Below are 23,658 nucleotides of genomic sequence, written 5' to 3' on the forward strand. Positions count from 1 at the left end.
ATATTATAAAATAACAATAAAAAATATTGACGAAAGTGTTTACAAGACTTTTAAAACGTGCTATAATTACTTTATTGAAATAAATAAATAACATTTGAAAACAAATTGCACTAGGTAAGGTAAAAGTTTTCAAGATAAAGGTGGAAAAAGCATGATCAAAATTTACACAGTTGCCTCGTGTTCGTCTTGCAAAAAGGCGAAAGAATGGCTGGAACAGCACAAATTAGCTTATGAAGAAGTCAACTTAATCACAGATGAGTTGTCCGATGCGGAGATGCTTCAGATTTTGTCTCTGACAGAAGAAGGGACTGAGGAAATCATATCACGGCGCAGCAAGGCTTATGCTAAGCTCAACCTGGACTTTGATGAGCTATCCATCAGCCGATTGCTTGAACTCATTGACAAAAATCGGACCTTACTCAGGCGGCCACTGATCGTGGATGACAAGCGACTGCAGGTGGGATACAACGAAGACGACATCAGAAAGTTTCTACCGCGATCGGTTCGGGAAATCGAGTGTTACACGGCGGAAGACAACATCAAAAAAGATATGCTCCTCCAAGGCATCATCTGACAGCAACATACATAGGAAAAACGGTAAATTACATATAAAAGGGAAAAAACAGTGAAAAGTCGCTGTTTTTTTGTTAAAATAAAAGATAGCAAAATAACGATAAGAATGAAAGTAAGGTGATGAGATGACTTTGATAGATGGTAAGGCGTTAGCAGATAAAATGGCAGTCGCGTTAAAAACAAAGGTGGACGCACTGAAAACGGCGGGCGTAACGCCAGGCTTGGTAGTTGTTTTGGTGGGAGAAAACCCTGCTAGTCAAGTGTATGTGCGTAATAAAGAGCGCCGTGCGACTGCTGCTGGCTTTAACTCAGAAGTCATCAGACTTGCCGAAGATACGTCTGAAGCAGACTTGTTGTCGCTCATCGACAAGCTAAATGCTGATGAAAAGTGGCATGGTATCTTGGTGCAGTTGCCTTTACCTGCGCACATCTCAGAAGAAAAAGTCCTGCTTGAGATAAGTCCTGATAAGGATGTGGATGGTTTTCATCCGATCAATATGGGCAGACTCTGGTCTGGTAATCCGCTGATGATCCCGTCAACGCCAGCTGGTATCATGGTGATGCTAGAAGAATACGGTGTGGACGTATCAGGTAAAACTGCTGTCGTTATCGGTCGCTCAAATATCGTCGGAAAACCAATGGCGCAAATGCTTTTGGATAAAAATGCGACGGTGACCATTGCCCACTCAAAAACGAAAAATCTACCTGAACTTGCAAAAACTGCTGATATTTTAGTTGTCGCAATCGGTCGTGGCAACTTTGTGACGGCTGACTTTGTAAAACCAGGCGCGGTTGTAATCGATGTTGGTATGAATCGTGATGATAATGGCAAACTGATTGGGGACGTCAAGTTTGATGAGGTTGCGCCGATTGCAAGTTTGATCACACCAGTACCTGGTGGTGTGGGTCCTATGACGATAACCATGCTCATGGAGCAGACTTATGAGGCAGCAAAGCGTCAGCTAGATTGATAAAATTAAAGTCATGCAGCTCACCAGTTTACGATAGGTGATAGCAGGCTTTTTTTGTTTACTTATTGGCATTGGCGGGGCTTTTTTGGTATAATGATAACTACTATGGCAGACTATTTGAGTGTTTCGACATTAACAAAATATTTGAAAGCGAAGTTTGAACGTGATCCTTATTTGGAGCGGGTTTTTCTGACGGGTGAAATTTCAAATTTTAGGCGTAGGCCTAAGCACCAATATTTTGCAATCAAAGATGAAAAATCTGTTATCCAGGCGACCATGTGGGCGGGCATTTTTTCAAAGCTGACTTTCGACTTGGAAGAAGGTATGAAGGTCAATCTGATCGGACGTGTCCAGCTTTATGAACCAGGTGGCTCGTACTCGATTATTATCGAAAAAATTGAGCCTGACGGTATCGGTGCGCTTGCTGTGCAGTTTGACCAGCTCAAGAGAAAGTTGACTGCTGAAGGGCTATTTAACCCGGAATTTAAACAAGCCATTCCAACATTTTCAAGAAAAGTTGGTGTGGTGACAAGCCCGAGTGGTGCCGTAATCAGGGATATTATCACGACAATCGACAGACGTTTTCCAATGACGGAGATTTTGCTGTTTCCAGCCAAGGTTCAGGGTGCAGGGAGCGCTGAGGAAGTTGCAGCGCGCATTCGTGAGGCAAATAACCGTACTGATATTGACGTCTTGATTATTGGACGGGGCGGCGGGTCAATCGAAGATCTATGGGCTTTTAACGAAGAGGTCGTCGTTCGGGCAATTTTTGAGTCGCGGATTCCTGTGATTTCATCGGTAGGTCACGAAACAGATAGGACGCTTGCAGACTTTGTTGCAGACAGGCGCGCGGCAACGCCAACAGCTGCAGCTGAGCTTGCGACATCTAATACAAAGCTAGATATTTTACAATATCTGACAACGGCTGAAACACGGCTTGCATCAGCAAGCAATCGCACAATCACTAGTCGCAGAGAAAATTTAGTCAGGTTGCAGGAGTCGGTTATTTTCAGGCAGCCTGAGCGGTTGTATGATGGCTATGCACAAAAACTGGACAATTTGACGATGCAGTTGACTGAGCGTTTTAAGCAACAATATCAGACTAAACAGCAGTTTGAACGCTTACTTTATAGCAGGCTAGCTGGCTTGCGATTGCTTGATAAAGTCAGTCAATCTCAGCATAATCTGGCAAGAGAAACAGCGCTTTTGAAAAGTCATTTTGCAAATTATTTTGATCATAAAAAAGCGCAGGCTGAAAAAGCTTATGACAGTCTGAGTTTGATTGACCCGGAAAAAATCGTGCAACGTGGCTTTTCAATCGCAAGAACGTTTGATGATAAAGTTGTCAAATCCGTCAAAGACGTTTCTGATGGTGACAAGCTCAGTCTGGAGCTTTCTGATGGTAAACTAACAGTAGAGGTAAAAAATGGCTAAAACAATTACATTTGAAGAAAATTTGGCAGCGCTTGAGGATGTGGTAAAACGTCTGGAGAATGGCGATGTCCCCCTAGAAGAAGCGATTTCAGAGTTTCAAAAAGGCATGAAGCTGTCAAAAGAACTGCAAAAAACACTTCAATCAGCTGAAAATACACTTGTCAAAGTCATGAGCGAAGACGGCTCAGAACAGGTTTTTGATGGCGAATAAGGCGATTTTACAGTCACTTGCAGCAGTTTTTGAAACTTTTTACAGTTCTGAAATGCCTGTTGAACATTTGACAAAAAGCATTGTTTACTCGATTCAGGCGGGCGGCAAGCGGATTCGACCTTTATTTTTGCTTGAAACTTTGCAGGGTTTTGGGCTTGATATCACGACTGCGCATCTGCAGGTTGCGGCGAGTTTGGAGCTGATTCACACAAGTTCACTGATTCACGACGATCTGCCCGCCATGGATAATGACGATTTTCGCCGTGGCGTGGCAACAAACCATAAGGTTTTCGGCGAGGCACAGGCTATTTTAGCAGGTGATGCCCTCTTGCTTGATCCTTATTTATTACTTGCAAATGCAGCATTACCACCCGAAATCGTCGTTGATTTGGTCAGAGAGCTTGCTCTAGCATCAGGCAGTTACGGCATGGTAGCAGGTCAAGTTTTAGACATGGACGGGGAAAATCAAGTGCTGACTTTTGAGCAACTCAAGCAGATACATGCACTGAAAACAGGTAAAATGCTGACATTTCCATTTGTTGCAGCAGGCATCATCGCACAAGTATCAAAAGAGGTAATCGCAGACTTGCGATTAGTCGGTGAGCATGTCGGACAAGCTTTTCAGATTCGCGATGATATTTTAGACGTGACAGCAACATTTGATCAGCTTGGCAAGACGCCAGGCAAGGACGAGGCAGCTGATAAGTCAACCTATGTCAAATTACTAGGCCTTGACGGTGCAAAAGTTGCTCTGACGGAAAATTTGACGGCAGCAAAGATGATTCTGACGCGGATTTCTGAACAAACAGCTTTTTCGCAAGCAGGTATTTTAGAACAAATTGAAAGATTAAAAATTGACTAAAGAAAGAGTAGATGTCCTAGCCTTTAATCAAGGGCTGTTCGATACAAGAGAGCAAGCAAAGCGCGGTGTCATGGCTGGGATTGTCATCAATGCCGAAAATGGCGAGCGTTTTGATAAGCCGGGAGAGAAGATTTCTGATGATCTTGAGCTGATGATTAAGGGCGAAAAACTCCCCTATGTCAGTCGTGGCGGCTTGAAACTTGAAAAAGCACTTCGTTATTTTGAGATTTCTGTGGTCGATGATCAGGCCATTGACATCGGCTCATCGACAGGTGGTTTTACAGATGTTATGCTGCAAAACGGCGCCAAACTTGTCTATGCGGTAGACGTTGGAACCAATCAGCTGGCTTGGAAAATTCGCCAAGATAGCCGTGTGGTTGTCATGGAACAGTTCAATTTTCGCTATGCCAAGCCTGATGATTTTGTTCAAGGTGCACCAAAATTTGCGTCGATTGACGTCTCATTTATCAGCTTAGCTTTGATTTTGCCAGCTTTATATGAAATTCTGGCAGATGGCGGTCAGGTCGTTGCCCTGATTAAGCCACAGTTTGAAGCGGGACGTGAGCAGATTGGCAAAAATGGCATCATCAAAGATGCGAAAATTCATAGAGCTGTGATTGAAAATGTTGTCAAGATGGCAAATAGTTTGGGCTTTTCTACACTTGGCTTGACGAGTTCTCCTATCAAAGGTGGGCATGGCAATATTGAGTTTTTGCTCCATTTGGTCAAGAAAAAAGCAGTCACAGACGCAGTCATGATGCGGGTAGATACTGTCGTTTACGAGGCACACGGAGAACTAGATGAAAAAAAGTGAACGGATCAAGTTGATCGAAAAATTGCTGGTTGAGCGTGAAATCAAGACGCAGGATGATTTAGTAAATGCGCTGCTGGATTTGAAAGTTGCAGTGACACAAGCAACGGTATCGCGTGATATGCGTGAGCTGCGGTTGGTAAAAGTGCCCGCTCAAACGGGAGGCTATCGCTACGCCATGCCTGACGGGACACGTCAGAATGCCGACGTCGAGCTGCTCAAATCAGTGGTAGAGTCTATCAAAGTGCAAGGTAATCAACTTGCCATTCAAACAAGTCCAGGATCTGCGATGATCATCAAAAATCGGCTGTTGACGCGGTTTGGTGAGCTGATTTTCACGGTGCTTGCTGATGATGATACAGTGCTTGTTATTGCTTTGTCTGAGGCGGATGCTGGGGCTATTTATGAGATCTTGATGGGATGATGGTGCGTTTTAAACGTTGAGTGAGTAGTTGCAGTTGCAAATTTTTTAAGCGTTTCGTTGCTTTGCTCCAAGTCCAGTAAGTTTAATTACATATTTTTTTAGATGTTTTGGAAGTTAGATGTTTGGTCGTCCAACGCCTAGGCGGTAAAACCGCTAAGGCACGTTGTACATAGCAGTGCTTTCATGCGCCGAGTAATCGCAGGTGTAACTTCCCTAAGCTTTTCGTCGCTTCGTTTTTCATCCAGCAAGTTTAATTACATGTTTTTTAGATATTTGGGAAGTTGAGGCTTCTGTTCGTCCAACGCCTAAGTGGTAAACCACTAAGGCACGTTGTGCATAGCAACTTCCCTAAGCTCTTCGTCACTTCGTTCCTCATCGCTAAAGGAGTAGCTAGCCCAACGCCTAAGTGGTAAACCACTAAGGCACGTTGTACATAGCTACTTCCCTAAGCTTTTCGTCACTTCATTCCTCATCGCTAAAGGAGTAGCTAGCCCAACGCCTAAGTGGTAAACCACTAAGGCACGTTGTACATAGCTACTTCCCTAAGCTTTTCGTCACTTCATTCCTCATCGCTAAAGGAGTAGCTATGTTACAAGAAATTTCGATTAAAAATTTTGCTATTATTGATACGATTTCAATGCAGTTTGACCGGGGCATGTCGATTTTGACTGGTGAGACGGGTGCTGGGAAATCGATTATTATTGATGCTATGAATTTGCTTTTGGGTTCTCGTGCTCAGACGTCTTTTGTACGTCATGGGGCGGATAAGGCTGAGATTGAGGGGCTGTTTTTCTACAAGGAAAGTCCTGAAATTGCAACAAAACTTGAAGAACTTGGTTTTGACAATACTGGTGAGCTGATTTTACGGCGAGAAATTTTTGCAAATGGACGTTCGTCATGTCGAATCAATGGCGTATTAACACCGTTGTCGAATTTGCAGGCGATTGGTGGTTTCTTGGTAGATATTCACGGTCAACATGAGCATCAGGAGCTGATGAGTCCAGCGCATCATTTGACCATGCTAGATGAGTTTGGCGATAAAAAATTTCTTGAAATAAAGCAAAATTACAAGGAAAAATTCACCACTTATAAATCGTTGCGCCAAAAATTGGTTGCGCTCAAGAAAAATCAGGCTGATTTTGCCCAACGCATTGACGTGCTGAAGTTCCAGATTGACGAAATTTCTGCGGCTGAGATAGACCTCAAAGCAGACGCAGATCTCTATGCACGTCGTGACGTTTTGAGCCACGCCAATCGGATTGCTGAGCATCTTAATTCAGCTTATTATTCGCTTGACGATGATGACGCAGATAATTCCAGCCTATCCATGGTCAGAAATGCCATGAATGAGCTCGAATCAGCCAGTCAATTTGACGAAAAAAGTTATGCTAAACTGTCAGAAAAGATTGCCGAGGCCTACTATTTGCTTGAAGATGCTGCGGCAGATTTGGAGAAAAGAATTGATGATCTGGAGTTCAATCCGTCAGAACTCATCATGATAGAGGATCGCATCTCGACGCTCACAACGCTCAAGAAAAAGTACGGTCCTGAGCTGTCAGATGTCCTGACTTATCTGGAAAATTGCCAAAAAGAGCTTGACGAATTGACGGGCGACGAAAATTCGTCAGAAACGCTCGAGATATCCTTTAAGGAGGCTGAGCAAGCTTTGCTCGTAAGTGCGAAGATCCTTGCTGAGGGAAGAGCTAGTATTGCAAAGACCCTGGAAGCCGACGTTAAGCGCGAACTAAGCGACCTTTATATGGCAAAAGCTGATTTCAAAGTTAGTTTTGAGCCCGGTAAATTTTCGGTCAATGGTAATCAGCATGTTGAGTTTTTCATCCAGACAAATCCGGGAGAAGGCTTCAAACCTCTGGCTAAAACAGCATCGGGTGGCGAGATGAGTCGGATTATGCTTGCGATTAAGTCAAGCTTCGCCCAAAAGGAAAATAAAACGTCAATCGTCTTTGACGAAGTGGACACGGGCGTTTCAGGCCGCGTCGCACAGGCTATCGCAAATAAAATCTACAAAATATCGCAAAGTGGACAGGTGCTATGTATCTCGCATTTACCGCAAGTTGTCGCCGTCGCAGATACCCAGTTTTACATCGAAAAAGTGCAGTCTGACGACTCAACAACTTCAAGCGTCAGAAAATTGTCGACAGATGAGCGCGCGACAGAAGTTGCCAAAATGCTTGCAGGTGATGACATTACGCCTGAAGCGCTTGCGCAAGCAAAAAAATTATTGGAAAAATAAAATATGACCCGTGAAAAAATAAAATCTGCCAAGCGTCTTGTGATCAAGATTGGTACGTCAAGCTTGATATTGCCAAATGGTCAGATTAACCTCAAAAATATAGATGAGTTGGCGTTTGTGCTCTCAAGCCTCCAACATGAAGATTACGAGGTGATTCTTGTGACCTCAGGCGCTATCGGTGTTGGGCTAAACGTTTTAGGGCAGTCAAAACGTCCGACAGATATTGCCCAGCAGCAAGCCCTTGCCTCGATTGGACAAGTCGAGCTGATGAGTTTATATAATCAGATTTTTAGTCGCTATCAGCAAAAAGTGTCGCAGCTGTTATTGACACGCGATGTGGTTGATTTTCCAGAAAGCAGACAAAACGCAACCAATGCGATAAATGCGCTTTTATCACGTCATATCATCCCGATTATCAATGAAAATGACGCAGTCAGTGTAGCAGAAATGGCGCATCAGACCAAGTTTGGGGATAATGACAAATTGGGCGCGCTTGTCAGCGTTCTGACGGATGCTGATTTGCTGATTATGCTGTCAGACATTGATGGCCTTTACAGTAAAAATCCCAATATATTTGACGACGCTGAGCTGATTGCGCGCGTAATGACAATCACTGATGCGCTCATGAAAGTCGCAGGCGGTGCAGGCAGCAAATTTGGTACAGGTGGCATGACGAGTAAGTTATCTGCTGCGAAAATTATTTTTGATGCAGACAAACAAATGGTCTTGACTAATGGTGCAAGAATCTCAGAAATCAGAGAGATTCTCGCAGGTAAAGAGAAAGGAACTTATTTTGCAAAGTAAGAAGTTTACAGCGTTAAAAGCAGATGAATTTGGTGATTTTGTTGCAACACGTGAGCAGGTTCATTTTCAGCAAACACGCGAGTTTGGCGACGTGCAAGAAGGCATCGGTCACAAGATTGCTTACTTTGGTGTCAAAGTTGCAGGCGACGTGCAGGCAGCTATGCTAGTCAGCCTGTCAAAAGTGCGATTTGGCTATCTCGCTGAAGCGCATGGCAATCCTTATTTTTCAGAGGATAAGCCAGTCAATCAAATGCTAATGTCAGGTATCAAAGACGCACTCAAACAGCAAGGTGTCATCAAGTTCATCATTCATTCGAACCAAAAAATCGCAACTTATGATGACAAATGGGAAAAAACAGCAGACTTAAACACAGACTTAACAGCATTTTATGCTAATCTAGGATTGTCAGAAACGATTTTAAGTGAGTTTGAAAAAGGATACGCATTTAATTACAGCAAGGATTTGACAGGATTTGATAGCTTTTCAAAATTGCAAAAATCTTATAAGAAAAATGGCTTACAAACAGTTAAAAAAGCTGAGAAACTCGATATTAAAATTACAGAGGCAAGCTTTGAGGACCTGGCGAATTTCAAAAAAGTGGTCGATGAAGCTGGTGAACGCAGGAATTTTTCTACACGAGATTTGGCCTACTATGAGACAGTTTTCAAGGCTTATAAAGACAAAGTGAAATTCGTATTTGCAACGATTAATTTTCAAAAAGAATATGACGTCAGCCAGAAAAAAGTGGCAGAGCTAGAAAGCCAAATCTTGCAACTTGATCGTGAGTTAGCTGAAAGTGATTCGCTTAAAAAGAAAAAAAGTATCGAAAATGCCTATCAAATGTTGCGTCGAGAAAGAAAATTAGATAAAGAAATCGCAAAATCAGCAGGTATTTACGGCGATAAAGATGTGATCTTATCTGCTGCACAATTTTTTATTATGCCAGCTGAGATTTTATATATGTTCAGTGGCATGTACGATGAATTTCGTGAGTTTTCAGCACCATTTTTGATCCAGGATTACATGCTCAAATACGCCTATGACCACAAGATTTCAAGCTATAATTTCATGGGCATCAACGCACAAAGCAATCCTGATCAAGGTGTCCTACGCTTCAAACAAAACTTTACAGGCTACATCTGGCAATCATCAGGCAACTATGAGCTTGTCATTCGTCCGGTTGTTAGCAAAATCACAGCATTTCTCAAAAAAATCATCGGCAGATAGCAAGCGCCACACACTAAAAAAGAGCAAGGCGCTCTTTTTTTTGATATAATGAAATGAGTAAACAAAAAATCATAAAAAGAGGCATCATGAAATTCGAAATAGCAGTAGACGCAAAAAAACACGATGAATTTGTCAATAAAAGCCCACTAAATCATTTGTTGCAGTCAAGCACATGGGCAAAAGTAAAAGATAACTGGGCTTCTGAAATCGTTGGTGTGACTGATGATAGCGGAGAACTTATCGCCTCATCACTTGTGCTAATAAAAAAATTACCACTTGGCTTTACCATGTTTTATACGCCTCGTGGGCCAATCATGGACTACAAAAATGCAGCCTTAGTGACATTTTTCTTTGACAATCTAAAGAAATTCGCCAAAAAACAGCATGCGCTTTTTATCAAAATTGATCCAGCTATTTTGTATCGCACGTCAAAATTTGGCAGTAAAGAAACAGCAGAAATCATTCCAGAATCTCTTGAGATAATCAAAAATATCAAGACTGCAGGTGGAGATCATCTTGGATTTAACATGGTCATGGGTGAGACAATTCAGCCACGCTTTCAGGCTAATGAACCCTTGCGTACGGCTGATGAAATGGACAAGATTTACCCCAAACATGCGAAACGCATCATGAAAGATGCCGTTAACCGGGGTGTCGTTGGGCGCCGCGTTGGCATGGAAAAATTACAGAATTTTAGTGATGTCGTTAGTATGACAGAGAGTAGAAAAGGGGTTGCGCTTAGAAATAGTGAGTACTTTAAGCAGCTCATGACGCTCTATGGTGAGGATGCGTACCTTCACTTGGCTGAGGTTAATCTCAAAAAAAAATATGCCGAACTCCAAGCGCAGCATGCGCAGATTGAAAAAGATATTGCAGAAACACCTGAAAACCAGAAAAAACGTTTTAATCGTCTCAATGATCAAAAAAAATCGACCGAAAAATATCTTAAAGAGTTTGAAAACTATGACACGCAGACAGATGATACTACTGTGATTGCAGGTATTTTGTCAATTAAATTTGGAGATACTATGGAGATGCTCTATGCCGGGATGAACGATGATTTCAAGAAATTCTATCCGCAATATCTGCTCTATCCTCAAGTTTTTGCTGAATCCTTTGCAGATGGCGCCAACTGGGCCAATATGGGCGGCGTTGAAGGTGATCTAGAAGATGGTTTGTCTAAATTCAAAAGTAATTTCAACCCCGATATTCAAGAACTCATCGGTGAATTTAACATTCCTGTTAATAAAGTTCTGTACAGGCTTAGCAATCTCGCCTACAAACTCCGCAAAAAAATGAGATAAATAGATAAACAACGAGGTAGACCATGTCAGAATTGATTGAAACGTTAGGAAAAAATGCCAAGGCAGCAAGTACAGCACTTGCCAAGTTACAAACGTCAGAAAAAAATGATTTTTTATTGCGATTTGCGACTGACCTAGAAACTGCTACACCACGTATTATCAAGGAAAATGGCAAAGATTTAGCTGCTGCTCGGTCAAATGGCATCAATGACATCATGCTAGATCGCTTGAAACTTGATTCAGATCGGATTACAGCCATGGCAGACGGTGTACGGCAGGTTGCAAGTTTGCCAGATCCTGTGGGCGAAATCATGAGCGGCTATACCAACCTTGATGGCCTACAAATCACGCAAAAACGGGTGCCGTTGGGTGTAGTGGGCATGATTTACGAGAGCCGTCCTAATGTGACGGTTGATGCATTTGCCTTATGTTTTAAGACAAATAATGCGGTTATCTTACGTGGCGGGCGTGACGCCATTCATACGAACACAGTTCTTTCGACAGTTATCACAGAAAGTTTGCGCGAGGCTGGTCTGCCTGAGCATGCCGTTGGGCTTGTGACAGATACCAGCCATGAAGTGGCAGAAAGTCTGATGCAGGCAATACAGTATCTGGATGTTTTGATTCCGCGCGGTGGTGCTGCTTTGATCCGCACGGTCAAGGAAAAATCTCGTGTGCCGATTATCGAGACGGGCAGTGGCAATGTCAGTATTTATGTGGATGAGTTTGCAGATATCGATATGGCTGTGAAGATCGTGATTAACGCAAAAACGCAGCGTCCGAGCGTCTGTAACGCTGCAGAAAGTTTAGTTGTCCATGAAAAAATTGCCCCTAGCTTTTTGCCAAAACTTGACGCAGCGATTCAAAAAATCCAAGCAGTCGAGTTCAAGGCAGACAAGGGTGCTATCACTTTTTTGCCCCATGCGACGCCAGCCAGCGACGCCGATTTTGCGACAGAGTATCTGGACTACAAAATGTCAGTTAAGCTGGTTGACTCGGTAGATGCTGCGATTGCGCATATCAACCGCTACAGCACCAAGCATTCAGAGTCGATTGTGACAGCAAATTATTTTAACGCACAACAATTTCAAGCAGAGATAGATGCAGCGGCGGTCTATGTCAATGCGTCAACACGTTTTACAGACGGCTTCGTCTTTGGACTCGGTGCTGAAATTGGCATTTCCACCCAAAAACTTCACGCCCGGGGCCCTATGGGCCTTGAAGCCTTGACAAGCTATAAATACTTAATCAATGGACTGGGACAAGTTCGGGAGTGAGAGGTTAAAACTTAGCTTAACTCAGCCTTAAAATTACCAAAGTGTTACATTTCCTTAAAAATCTAGAAATTGCTAGTTTTTTTTGGTATAATGAATGGTGCAATAGAATCCGAGCTTTGACAACATAGAAAGTGGGCGACATGGTAGACGTGACAAATTTTAGGCATGACACTGTTTTGCTTCATGAAACCGTTGATATGCTTGAAGTTAAACCTGATGGTATCTATGTTGATGCGACGCTTGGTGGTGCAGGGCACAGTGAATATTTACTGAGTAAGCTAACGACAGGGCACCTTTATGCCTTTGATCAAGACGTAACAGCGCATGAAAATGCACAAAGTCGTCTTGAAAAGCAACTTGCACAAAATCAAGTGACGCTAATCAAAGCAAATTTCAGAGATTTAAAGTCAGCGCTTGCGGCACATGGTGTGACAGCGTTTGATGGGATTATATATGATTTGGGTGTATCAAGCCCGCAGTTTGACGATAGCAAGCGGGGTTTTTCTTACAAGAAAGATGCGAGGCTTGACATGCGGATGGATCAGTCGCAAAGTCTTACGGCGCATGACGTTGTCAATACCTATGCGTTTAATGACCTGATGCGGATTTTTAGTCGCTATGGCGAAGAAAAGTTTGCCAAGCAAATCGCACGCAAGATTGAAAAAGTCAGATCAGAAAAGCCGATTGATAATACGCTTGAACTGGCAGATATTATCAAGTCTGCACTACCTCAAAAAGAACTCAAGAAAAAAGGACATCCGGCAAAAAGGATTTTCCAAGCCATTCGTATCGAGGTCAATGATGAACTTGGTGCGGCAGCAGAGTCGATTGAAACGGCGATTCAGATGCTTAAAAAAGAGGGTAGGATTTCCGTGATTACCTTTCATTCCTTGGAAGATAAGCTCACAAAGTCACTTTTCAAAGAGTATTCTACCATTGATATCCCACGTGGTTTACCAATGGTACCTGATGAGATGAAACCGCAGCTAACACTTGTTAATCGTAAGCCGATTCTCGCATCAGAAACCGAACTTGAAGCTAATAACCGTGCCCATTCAGCAAAATTACGTGTGGCACAAAAAAACTAGATAAAAAAGAAAGGAGAAACAACTCATGGCAGCAAAACCAAAAGAGTATTTTGACATCAAAACAGCCACGCAAAATGGTAGCTATAACATTTCGGTAGATTCCATTGCGCCTGAACTCATGAAAAGAAAATTCAATCGGCTGTCACGAGTTGAAAAAGTTTTCTACCTTTCGATTATTGTCACGGCGATCATGCTTGCTATTGGGATGGTTTTCGTCAGAACTAAAATTATTGAAGTAGAGCAAAATACACTTGATATCCAAACAAAAGTGTCAACAAAAGAAGATCAGCTCACGACATATAATCAACAAATTAACGAACTTATGAGTGGTGATCGCGTGATTGACCAAGCAAATGCAAGCGGACTCAAAGTCAACAATGAAAACGTCATAAAGGCAACGAAATAAATGATAAAATTTTTGAAAAACTTGGTGCTATTTCCTTTTCGGAAGGTCGCACAAAACGCGGCTAAAACGCATTTAAGCCCACAAGCCAACCGTAAACGGATTGCGCAGGATATTTTGATTCTCGCACTCTTCGTGTTTACGGTTTTTATCGTTAGATTTTCTTGGATAGTGGTGACTGACAGCAGTAACGGTGTCAAGCTGTCAACGCGTGCAAAGGCAAATTACTCTGAAACAACAACGATTTATGCCAAACGTGGCACGATTTATGATAGAGATGGTGTGGCAATTGCGACTGACTCCAGTGATTATTCGATTTATGTGATTTTAGATAAGAGTTATGTGTCAGGAAGTGGCAAAAAACTATATGCTGCAGCTGCTGATTTTTCAAAAATTGCTAAGCTTTTCAAGGAAAAATTAGGGCTTGACGAAAAATATACGATGACGCAGCTCAAACGAAAAGGTGCGAGCCAGGTCGAGTTTGGAACAAAAGGCAAGCACATCTCTTATACAGATAAAGAAGCCATTGAAAAAGCAGCAACGGCAGATGGTCTTGTCGGTATTGGCTTCAGTTCACATTTGGCACGCTCATATCCCAATGGCAACTTTGCGTCCAACTTTATTGGTCTTGCAGGTCTCAAAGATGGTGACGATGACACTAAAGGTCTAGTTGGTCAGTTTGGTCTGGAAGCCTCATTAAATGGCATCTTATCTGGAAAAAATGGTGTTGAAACACTAGAAAAAGATAAAAATGGACAAGCTTTGCAAGGTGTCGCAAAATCTGAGACGCCAGCCAAGGACGGCGAAGATGTCTACACAACAATTTCATCAACATTACAAACTTATCTGGAATCGCTAGTTGATACCTCCTTGAAAAACTCGGGTGCCCAAGAAATCGTTGCAACCCTTGTTAAAGCTGATACGGGCGAGATCCTAGCGACTACGCAACGCCCGACATTTAACGCAGCCACTCAGACCGTCATCGGACCAAAAGATGACAGTAAAACTGATAAGGAAAATCTCTACGGTCAGAATAACCTTCTCTATCAGACGGCTTATGAGCCAGGGTCAACCATGAAGGTGTTTACCATTGGTGCTGCTATTCAAAATGGCACTTTTAACCCGAATGAGCGCTATACGTCGGCACCACTACAGGTTGCAGATACGGTCGTCAGTGACTGGGATGTATCAACGCGTCCTGATGGTGTCAATATGACCTTTGCCCAAGGATTTTCTCATTCATCAAACGTCGGAATGTCAAAACTCGAGATGAGAATGGGTAATACCGTTTGGGATGACTATCTCAAGCGCTTCAAGTTTGGTGTACCAACGCGTATGGGTGTTGGTGGTGAGAGCTTCGGTAATCTGCCAAGCTCAAACGTCGTATCTCAGGTCAACTCGGCGTTTGGTCAAGGTATTGGTGTGACTGAGGTACAGATGCTACGCGGCTACACAGCAATTGCTAATGGTGGCGAGATGTTAGAGCCACACTTTATTTTAAAAACTGCCAATATTGACCAAGGGACGCAGCGTGCAGCGAAGCGTGAAGTTGTCGGGAAACCTGTTTCTGAGACAACTGCAAATTCAGTCCTCAAATACATGGTAAATGTTGGGACAGATGTGGACTACGGGACAGCTTATGACTGGACAAATAACCAGCCTTTCTTCCGCTCTGGAAATCGGCAAGTCTCTGTTAAAACAGGGACAGCACAGGTCGCAAAACCAACAGGTGGCTACTATGAGGGAACGACGTCTTACCTTTATTCTGCCGTTGCCATGGTGCCAGCAGACAAGCCAGACTTTATCTTTTACATGACGGTCAAATTGCCAGAACACTGGACACTTTCATATATATCTGATGTTGCAAATCCGTTAATTGATCGCGCATATGAGATCAAGTCAACACTCGATGCCACTTCTGAAGCAGCTGAAAATGGTGGCGTAAAGGAAGCAAAAATCACCTTGAAAGACTACAAAGGTAAAAATCCAGGATCAACACTCGACCAATTGCGTCAGCTGGTGTTACAGCCGGTCGTGATAGGCTCAGGTGCTACAATTACTAAGCAGTCAGTTGCAGCAGGAACCAAGCTTGGTGCCAATGAACGTGTGCTTTTGTTAACGGGTGGTAAAGTTGACATGCCTGATATGTATGATTGGTCTAAGGAAAATGTCGAAACCTTCGCAAAATGGACTGGGGTCGATGTAACCTTTGAAGGCAGTGACACAGGTAAAGTCACCGCGCAAAGCATCAAAATGAATCAAGTAGTGAAAAAAGGTCAGAAATTGACTATTACTTTAGGAAGTTAACATGATATTAAAATCAATTATCGCAGGTTTGGTGGCAGGCATTGTCACCATTGTCGCTATCCCAGCTTTTATCCGCTTTTTCCATAAGGCAAAAATCGGCGGGCAACAGATGCACGAAGACGTCAAGCAGCATGCCGCAAAAGCTGGAACACCAACCATGGGAGGATTTGTGTTTGTCGTCGCAAGTCTGATCGTTTCCCTACTTTTTGCAGTGATTTTTGGCAAATTAACAGCGGCTTTCATCATCATCTGGTTTGTCTTTGCAGTCTACGCCGTTGTTGGCTTTTTAGATGATTTTCTCAAAGTCTTTAGACAAATCAATCAAGGCCTGACGAGCTTGCAAAAGCTGATTGCACAGGTTGTGACAGGGATTATCGCCTATATAGTCTATTCGCATGAAAGCGGTGCAAATTTTCTCAATGTCTTTGGCTTTCATATCAATCTAGGCATTTTCTTCATCATCTTTCTTGTTTTCTGGCTGGTTGGCTTTTCAAATGCAGTCAATCTGACGGATGGTATTGATGGATTAGCCTCGATTTCAGTTGTCATTTCACTTCTAGCCTATGCTGTGATTGCGGTTCATCAGAACAGATTGGATGTTCTGATCATGATTGCGGCAATCATCGGCAGCTTACTAGGTTTCTTTATCTTCAACCATAAGCCGGCTAAAATCTTCATGGGAGATGTCGGTAGTCTTGCGCTTGGTGGTCTCTTAGGTATCATCTCTATCATGCTCCACGTCGAGTGGACGCTCTTATTGATTGGCCTTGTATACGTCTTTGAAACGCTGAGTGTCATGATCCAAGTGACCTATTTCAAACTGACGCACGGCAAGCGGATTTTTCGTATGACACCTGTCCATCATCACTTTGAGCTCGGCGGTTTTTCGGGTAATGGTAAACCATGGTCAGAATGGGAAGTGGACTTCTTTTTCTGGGGGATTACAGCAGCAGGTTCAGTGCTAGCCCTGATTATCTATCTGATTCAAAACTAAATTAGGACAAAAGCCTTTGAAAATATCAAGGCTTTTTCTTTGCCTAAACAAAATATAAGCGTATAATTAAAGTATAGTAAAACGTTTTCATATCACTAGAGCAGTCGCTCACTTGTTTATAAAGTAAAGGAGAAATCTATGTCAAATACGATTAATGCAGGCGTTGCAGCCGTTAAAGTCCTAGAAGAATGGGGTGTTAAACACATCTATGGGATTCCTGGTGGATCGATCAATTCACTCATGGATGCCCTGTTGCATGAGAAAGAGAGCATCGACTACATCCAAGTTCGTCATGAAGAAGTAGGCGCACTTGCAGCAGCCATGCACGCTAAGTTTACAGGTCATATTGGCGTTGCCTTTGGCTCTGCTGGACCTGGAGGTACGCATCTGTTAAATGGCCTTTATGATGCCCGCGAGGACCATGTACCTGTCCTTGCGATTATTGGTCAATTTGCGACAGCAGGTATGAATATGGATACCTTTCAAGAAATGAATGAAAATCCGATTTATGCTGATGTTGCGATTTACAACAGAACAGTGACAACGGCTGAACAACTACCGCATGTCATCGATGAAGCCATTCGTCAGGCCTATGCTAAGAATGGTGTTGCTGTTGTGCAGTTGCCAGTTGACTTGGGCACACATGATATTCCTGCTAAAGATTTTTATTCTGCCGCAAATGCGCACAGAACATTTCCAAAGCCAACACTACATTATGCCGACGTAGAAGCGGCCGTTGAGATTCTTGACAAGTCAGAGAAAACAATCATCTACGCTGGGATTGGGGTGCGCGGCGCAGGTGAAGACGTGGTCGCACTGTCTCGCAAAATCAAAGCGCCAGTTGCTGTGACGGGGATCAACTTTGATGCTTTTGACGCTGACTTTGAAGCGCTTCTTGGTTCAGCCAACCGTGTTGCCACAAAAGCCGCAAATGAAGCCTTTCCAAACGCTGATACCGTTGTCTTTGTCGGAAATAACTACCCATTTGCTGAGGTGACGAATCTTTTTGAAAACGTCAAAAACTTCATCCAGATTGATATCAATCCTGCTAATCTTGGCAAACGTAACCATAACGACGTGACGATTTTGGGAGACGCAGGTGATGCCATTCGTGAAATTACAAGTCTCGTCAAAGAAAAAGATGACACACCTTGGTGGCGTGCTAACTTGGCAAATGTCAAGAACTGGAATGAGTATATCCACAAACTTGAAACAAAAACGGAAGGTGACTTGCAACTTTATCAAGTTTACAATCAAATCAATGCACACGCCGAAGAAAATGCACTTTTTTCTATCGACGTTGGCGATGTAACACAAACATCTATCCGTCATCTTCATTTGAATCCAAAGCAAATGTGGCGTACGTCAAATCTATTTGCGACGATGGGCATCGGTATTCCTGGTGCTTTGACGGGCAAACTTGATTTCCCAGATCGTCAAGTTTGGAATCTCGCAGGTGACGGCGGCTTTAACATGGTGCTGCAAGACTTGGCAACGGAAGTTCAGTACAAGCTCCCTATTATTAACGTCGTGTTTAGTAACAACCAGTTTGGCTTCATCAAAGATGAACAAGAAGAGACAAACTCTGGCTACATTGGTGTTGAGTTCATGGGTGTTGACTTTGCAAAAATCGCTGAAGGTATGGGTGCCAAAGGCTATACTTTGACAAAGATTGCTGATGCAAAATCTGTTTTTGATGCGGCGCTTAAAGACATCGCAAACGGTGAAACAGTTGTGATTGATGCGAAAAACGCGGGCGATCGTCCAATTCCAGTGGAAGCACTTGTCTTAGACGAAAAAATCCACAGTGCGTCTGATATCGCTGTTTTCCGCAAACGTTACGAAGCAGAAGACTTGGTACCATTTGCAGATTTCCTAAAAGCCGAAGGCATAGAGCCAGAATATAAAGCAACAGACCTAGGTGGGTTCTGATAGAAAATCCCTGATTTAGATGAAATCAGGGATTTTCTAGTTACATCATAAAAAAACACGATAAAACAGGTCTTTCAAAGAACATAAATGTTTTTTACATTTTATTTACAAAACATTGATGAAATTTTTACACGCAATTTTCAAGAAGCGCGGTATAATTATTTTGTAAGGTAATCGGGCCTACAAATAAAATTATTTAAGGAAAAATCATGAAAAAAACAGTTCTTATCGCAGCAGCAGCCTTGTCAATCTTTGCTCTCGCAGCTTGTGGCAAATCAGACTCGACATCTTCATCAACAAAAGATTCGTCTACAAAAGCTGTCGCTGAGAAAATAACAGTCGCAGGTTCAACTGCCCTGCAACCATTAGTTGAAGCAAATGTTGAAGGTTTTACATCTGAAAATCCTTCAGCACAAATCACAGTTCAAGGTGGCGGTTCAGGCCTTGGTTTGTCACAAGTATCAACAGGCGCTATCCAAATCGGTAACTCAGACCTCTTTGCTGAAGAAAAAGACAAAACATTGGCTGAAAAAGTAAAAGATCATAAAGTAGCTGTTGTTGGTTTTGCACCAATCGTGAACAAAGCTATTACCGTTGATGGCTTGACGACAGCACAACTCAAAGCCATCTTCACTGGTAAAGTAACAAACTGGAAAGAAGTTGGTGGACAAGATCTTAAAATCACAATCATCAACCGTGCCGAAGGATCAGGAACACGTTTCAACTTTGAAAAATACGGTCTTGACAATGCACAAGTTGTTAAAGCAAGTGAACAAGATTCATCTGGTGCAGTTGTTCAAATGGTCGCACAAACACCAGGCGCAATCAGCTACGTTGCATTCTCAAATGTCAATGATTCTATCAAAGCACTCAGCCTTGACAACGTTAAACCAACTGAAAAAAATGTAGCAACAAACGACTGGAAAATCTGGTCTTACGAACATATGTACACTGAAAAAGGCAATACAACTGACGGACAAGAAAAATTCATCACAGCTGTCAGCAAAAACAAAACATTGCTTAAAAAATTGGGATACCTTTCTATCAGCGACATGAAAGTAACGCGTGACGACGAAGGTAACATCAAATAATCACGAACATAGCAAGCTGAGAGCCTCCACTCTCAGAACTTGAAAAACTAGGGTACCACTATCAACTGATAGCGGTGCCTTTACATATCCGCCGGATTTTTACAGAAATTTTACAAAGCGTATGTGCATACATGGTAAAATGGAAGTAACGAATAATTTGGAGGAATTATGACAAAAAAGATCATTTATCTAGCGTCTCTTATGTTAGTGGTTGTGACACTAACAGGCTGTGCCAAGTGGATCAACAAAGGTGAATCTATCACGGCTGTGGGCTCAAGTGCCTTGCAACCACTGGTAGAATCAGGTGCTGAAACATTTGCACAAAATCATCCAGGCAAGTTCATCAATGTCCAAGGCGGTGGATCAGGCACGGGACTCTCGCAAGTACAGGCTGGTGCTGTCCAGATTGGGAACTCAGACTTATTTGCTGAAGAAAAAAGTGGGATTGATGCTAAAAAATTAGTTGACCACAAGGTTGCAGTTGTGGGTATTGCACCGATTGTTAATAAAAATGTCGGTGTGGACCATCTGACGACTGATCAACTGCGTCAGATCTTCACAGGTGAGCTAACAAACTGGCAGCAGGTCGGCGGAAATAACGTCAAGATCGTACTCGTCAATCGCGCCGCAGGATCAGGCACACGTGCGACATTTGAGCGTTGGATCATGGCTGGTAAAGAAGCCAAAAGTTCTCAAGAACAGGACTCATCAGGTATGGTTAAGTCAATCGTTGCACAGACACCAGGCGCAATCAGCTATCTCGCATTTTCAAATATCGATGATACGGTGACTGAGCTTGCGCTTGATGGTTACAAGCCAACAACGGCAAATGTGGCTGATAATAACTGGCCAATCTGGGCATACGAACATATGTATACCAAGGGTAAAGCAACTGGTCTGTCAAAAAACTTCATTGATTATATCTTGTCAGATGACGTTCAAGCAAAATTAGTCAAGAAAATGGGCTATATCTCAGTCAATGAGATGCACGTTGAGCGAAATGCTGCTGGAAAAGTCATCAAAAAATAAATTTAGAAAATAAAGCCAATGGAAAACGAAAACATTCAAAAAAAATTACTTTCTAACTCGAAAAATTCTCAGCTCGAAAAGTTCGGTAAAACCATTACATTTATCTGTATTGCGGTTATCGTCTTTGTTGTTGCTATGATTTTCTTCTTTGTCGCTCAAAAAGGGCTGTCGACTTTCTTTGTTGACAAGATCAACCCATTTAAGTTCCTCTTTGGTACAAGTTGGAATCCATCGCAGTTGGGTCCTGACGGAAAGCCACTTGTCGGGGCGCTTCCGATGATTACAGGATCACTCATTGTAACGGTTTTGTCAGCAATCTTGGCAACACCGTTTGCGATTGGTGCAGCAGTCTTTATGACTGAAATATCGCCAAATCGTGGCGCACGCATTCTCCAGCCTGTCATCGAACTTTTGGTCGGTATTCCGTCTGTTGTCTATGGTTTTATCGGCTTGACTGTCGTTGTACCTGCTGTCCGTGGCGTTTTTGGCGGAACAGGGTTTGGCATCTTGTCTGGGATATTCGTGTTATTTGTCATGATATTACCAACAGTAACGTCAATGACTGTTGATGCCATGAAAGCTGTACCAGGATTTTACAAAGAAGCTTCACTAGGACTTGGTGCAACACGGTGGCAGACGATTTCACGTGTACTGCTACGTGCGGCAACACCTGGGATTCTGACCGCTGTTGTTTTTGGCATGGCGCGTGCTTTTGGTGAAGCTTTGGCCATTCAGATGGTTGTCGGAAATGCTGCAATCATGCCAACAGGTCTTACAACACCCGCATCAACCTTGACCTCAGTTCTGACGCAAGGTATCGGTAATACCATCATGGGGACAGTACAAAATAACGTCCTGTGGTCACTTGCCTTGATTTTACTACTCATGTCACTCCTGTTTAACATTGGCATGCGTGCAATTGCTAAGAGAGGAAGCTTAAAATGAATCCTAAAAAAGTTGATAAAATTGCGACAAACGTCCTCTATGCACTTGCAGGCATTATCGTTGTCATTCTTGCATCCTTGCTGCTTTATATCCTTGTCCGTGGTTTGCCGCATATTTCGTGGCACTTTCTGACGAGTCCGTCAAAAGCCTATGAAAAAGGTGGCGGGATTGGTATTCAGCTCTTTAACAGTATTTTCCTTTTGATCATTACCATGATTATCTCGTTTCCTTTATCACTGGGAGCTGGGATTTACTTGTCAGAGTATGCTAACCAAAAATCTTGGATTACAAGCTTGGTCAGAACGTCTATCGAGATTTTGAGCTCACTGCCGTCAGTGGTGGTTGGCCTCTTTGGTTTCTTGATTTTCGTTGTGCAGCTGGGTTACGGCTTTTCAATCATATCAGGTGCGCTTGCATTGACTGTATTTAACCTGCCGCTTATGACGCGTAATGTCGAAGAATCTCTTAAAGCGGTCCATCATACACAACGCGAGGGCGGTTTAGCGCTTGGCTTATCACGTTGGGAAACTGTATTGCATGTCATTATTCCTGAGGCATTGCCTGGGATTATTACAGGGGTGGTCCTATCAAGTGGTCGTATCTTTGGTGAAGCCGCAGCGCTTATCTATACAGCGGGTCAATCAGCCCCTGCGCTTGACTGGTCAAACTGGAACCCCATGTCAGTCAGCTCACCTATTTCTATCTTCAGACAAGCTGAAACATTGGCCGTACACATCTGGAAAGTCAATGGTGAGGGGACAGTTCCTGATGGTGCCGCAGTCTCTGCTGGTGCTAGTGCCGTTTTGATTATCTTTGTGCTCTTGTTTAACTTTGGCGCACGATTTGTCGGCAAGAAAATCCACAGCAAGCTAACAGCATCATAAGATAGGAAAGGACACATTTATATGGCAACTTACGACTGGAATGAACGTCATATCATTGGCCTTGATGGTGCTGAAATTGCACTTGAAACCAAGGATTTACATGTCTATTATGGTAGCAATGAATCTATCAAAGGCATTGATATGAAGTTTGAAAAAAATAAAATCACAGCCCTCATCGGACCGTCAGGTTCTGGAAAATCAACTTATCTGCGCAGTCTCAACCGTATGAATGATACGATTGATATTGCAAAAGTTACAGGTGAAATCAACTACCGTGGCGTTGATATCAACAAGCCAAATGTCAATGTTTATGAGATGCGTAAACATATCGGCATGGTTTTTCAACGGCCGAATCCATTTTCAAAATCAATTTATCGCAATATCACCTTTGCCTTAGAACGTCAAGGGGTTAAGGATAAGACAGCGCTAGATGAGGCTGTTGAGACGTCGCTTAAACAAGCAGCACTTTGGGATCAAGTAAAAGATGACTTGAATAAATCTGCGCTTGCGCTCTCAGGAGGTCAGCAACAACGGCTGTGTATCGCACGTGCGATTGCAGTGAAGCCAGATATTTTGCTGATGGATGAGCCTGCAAGTGCGCTGGATCCGATTTCTACCATGCAGCTTGAAGAAACGATGATGGCACTCAAAAAAGATTATTCGATCATCATCGTGACACACAACATGCAACAAGCAGCGCGTGCGAGTGATTATACTGGATTTTTCTACTCAGGTGATTTGATCGAGTATGAGGAAACAAATAAAGTCTTCACACGTCCGAAACTGCGCTCGACTGAAGATTATGTATCAGGACATTTTGGTTAAAGGAGAA

General features: G+C 42.9%; 22 protein-coding genes. All 22 read left to right on the forward strand.

What is annotated here, in order from left to right; translation table 11 throughout:
* Positions 1-151 precede the first annotated feature (151 nt).
* The 22 genes from spx (at position 152) to pstB (ending at position 23,651) form a co-directional block, all read left to right on the forward strand.
* A complete protein-coding gene (spx, locus tag Hs20B_RS00700; RefSeq protein WP_172354610.1) occupies positions 152-574 on the forward strand; it encodes a transcriptional regulator Spx in 423 nt (140 codons plus the stop codon).
* 124 nt (positions 575-698) lie between these two features.
* Positions 699-1,544: a bifunctional methylenetetrahydrofolate dehydrogenase/methenyltetrahydrofolate cyclohydrolase gene (locus Hs20B_RS00705; RefSeq protein ID WP_172354612.1), complete on the forward strand. Its 846-nt coding sequence runs from the start codon at positions 699-701 to the stop codon at positions 1,542-1,544.
* 105 nt (positions 1,545-1,649) lie between these two features.
* Positions 1,650-2,978, forward strand: a complete 1,329-nt coding sequence (xseA, locus tag Hs20B_RS00710; RefSeq protein WP_172354614.1) for an exodeoxyribonuclease VII large subunit — start codon at positions 1,650-1,652, stop codon at positions 2,976-2,978.
* Complete coding sequence (locus Hs20B_RS00715) at positions 2,971-3,189, forward strand: exodeoxyribonuclease VII small subunit (RefSeq protein ID WP_172354616.1); 219 nt, start codon at positions 2,971-2,973, stop codon at positions 3,187-3,189. The genes xseA and Hs20B_RS00715 overlap by 8 nt, the downstream gene beginning before the upstream one ends.
* Positions 3,190-3,241: 52 nt before the next feature.
* A complete protein-coding gene (locus Hs20B_RS00720; RefSeq protein WP_308780088.1) occupies positions 3,242-4,051 on the forward strand; it encodes a polyprenyl synthetase family protein in 810 nt (269 codons plus the stop codon).
* Positions 4,044-4,865: a TlyA family RNA methyltransferase gene (locus Hs20B_RS00725; protein ID WP_172354620.1), complete on the forward strand. Its 822-nt coding sequence runs from the start codon at positions 4,044-4,046 to the stop codon at positions 4,863-4,865. Before Hs20B_RS00720 ends, Hs20B_RS00725 begins: the two co-directional genes overlap by 8 nt.
* Positions 4,852-5,286 carry an arginine repressor gene (locus tag Hs20B_RS00730; RefSeq protein ID WP_172354621.1) on the forward strand — a complete coding sequence of 145 codons (435 nt, stop codon included), beginning with the start codon at positions 4,852-4,854 and terminating at the stop codon, positions 5,284-5,286. Before Hs20B_RS00725 ends, Hs20B_RS00730 begins: the two co-directional genes overlap by 14 nt.
* Before the next feature lie 586 nt (positions 5,287-5,872).
* Positions 5,873-7,540 carry a DNA repair protein RecN gene (gene recN / locus Hs20B_RS00735; protein WP_172354622.1) on the forward strand — a complete coding sequence of 556 codons (1,668 nt, stop codon included), beginning with the start codon at positions 5,873-5,875 and terminating at the stop codon, positions 7,538-7,540.
* A gap of 3 nt (positions 7,541-7,543) precedes the next feature.
* Entirely contained in the window at positions 7,544-8,344 is an 801-nt protein-coding gene (gene proB / locus Hs20B_RS00740; protein ID WP_172354624.1) for a glutamate 5-kinase, read from the forward strand.
* Positions 8,334-9,572, forward strand: coding sequence for a peptidoglycan bridge formation glycyltransferase FemA/FemB family protein (locus Hs20B_RS00745; RefSeq protein ID WP_172354625.1), 1,239 nt, complete (start codon positions 8,334-8,336; stop codon positions 9,570-9,572). The genes proB and Hs20B_RS00745 overlap by 11 nt, the downstream gene beginning before the upstream one ends.
* A gap of 83 nt (positions 9,573-9,655) precedes the next feature.
* Positions 9,656-10,876, forward strand: coding sequence for a peptidoglycan bridge formation glycyltransferase FemA/FemB family protein (locus tag Hs20B_RS00750; protein WP_172355156.1), 1,221 nt, complete (start codon positions 9,656-9,658; stop codon positions 10,874-10,876).
* Between the two features lie 32 nt (positions 10,877-10,908).
* A complete protein-coding gene (locus tag Hs20B_RS00755) occupies positions 10,909-12,153 on the forward strand; it encodes a glutamate-5-semialdehyde dehydrogenase (RefSeq protein ID WP_172355158.1) in 1,245 nt (414 codons plus the stop codon).
* 149 nt (positions 12,154-12,302) lie between these two features.
* Positions 12,303-13,241 carry a 16S rRNA (cytosine(1402)-N(4))-methyltransferase RsmH gene (gene rsmH / locus Hs20B_RS00760; RefSeq protein WP_308780091.1) on the forward strand — a complete coding sequence of 313 codons (939 nt, stop codon included), beginning with the start codon at positions 12,303-12,305 and terminating at the stop codon, positions 13,239-13,241.
* Between the two features lie 25 nt (positions 13,242-13,266).
* Entirely contained in the window at positions 13,267-13,647 is a 381-nt protein-coding gene (locus Hs20B_RS00765; RefSeq protein ID WP_172354627.1) for a cell division protein FtsL, read from the forward strand.
* Positions 13,648-15,951 carry a penicillin-binding transpeptidase domain-containing protein gene (locus Hs20B_RS00770; RefSeq protein WP_172354628.1) on the forward strand — a complete coding sequence of 768 codons (2,304 nt, stop codon included), beginning with the start codon at positions 13,648-13,650 and terminating at the stop codon, positions 15,949-15,951.
* Positions 15,952-15,955: 4 nt separating this feature from the next.
* Positions 15,956-16,945 carry a phospho-N-acetylmuramoyl-pentapeptide-transferase gene (gene mraY, locus Hs20B_RS00775; RefSeq protein WP_172355160.1) on the forward strand — a complete coding sequence of 330 codons (990 nt, stop codon included), beginning with the start codon at positions 15,956-15,958 and terminating at the stop codon, positions 16,943-16,945.
* A gap of 138 nt (positions 16,946-17,083) precedes the next feature.
* Positions 17,084-18,877, forward strand: a complete 1,794-nt coding sequence (gene spxB, locus Hs20B_RS00780) for a pyruvate oxidase (protein WP_172354629.1) — start codon at positions 17,084-17,086, stop codon at positions 18,875-18,877.
* A 209-nt stretch (positions 18,878-19,086) separates the two neighbouring features.
* A complete protein-coding gene (locus Hs20B_RS00785) occupies positions 19,087-19,968 on the forward strand; it encodes a phosphate ABC transporter substrate-binding protein (protein ID WP_172354630.1) in 882 nt (293 codons plus the stop codon).
* Positions 19,969-20,136: 168 nt separating this feature from the next.
* The gene (locus Hs20B_RS00790) at positions 20,137-20,997 is read left to right on the forward strand and encodes a phosphate ABC transporter substrate-binding protein PstS family protein (RefSeq protein WP_172354631.1); all 861 of its coding nucleotides are present in this window, start codon (positions 20,137-20,139) and stop codon (positions 20,995-20,997) included.
* Between the two features lie 18 nt (positions 20,998-21,015).
* Positions 21,016-21,942 carry a phosphate ABC transporter permease subunit PstC gene (gene pstC / locus Hs20B_RS00795; RefSeq protein ID WP_172354632.1) on the forward strand — a complete coding sequence of 309 codons (927 nt, stop codon included), beginning with the start codon at positions 21,016-21,018 and terminating at the stop codon, positions 21,940-21,942.
* On the forward strand, positions 21,939-22,826 hold the full coding sequence (gene pstA, locus Hs20B_RS00800) for a phosphate ABC transporter permease PstA (RefSeq protein ID WP_172354633.1): 888 nt from the start codon (positions 21,939-21,941) through the stop codon (positions 22,824-22,826). The genes pstC and pstA overlap by 4 nt, the downstream gene beginning before the upstream one ends.
* 21 nt (positions 22,827-22,847) lie before the next feature.
* Positions 22,848-23,651 carry a phosphate ABC transporter ATP-binding protein PstB gene (pstB, locus tag Hs20B_RS00805; RefSeq protein WP_172354634.1) on the forward strand — a complete coding sequence of 268 codons (804 nt, stop codon included), beginning with the start codon at positions 22,848-22,850 and terminating at the stop codon, positions 23,649-23,651.
* Positions 23,652-23,658 lie beyond the last annotated feature (7 nt).

Source organism: Pseudolactococcus insecticola (genome assembly GCF_011170065.1).
In the GTDB taxonomy this organism is placed as follows: Bacteria; Bacillota; Bacilli; order Lactobacillales; family Streptococcaceae; genus Pseudolactococcus; species Pseudolactococcus insecticola.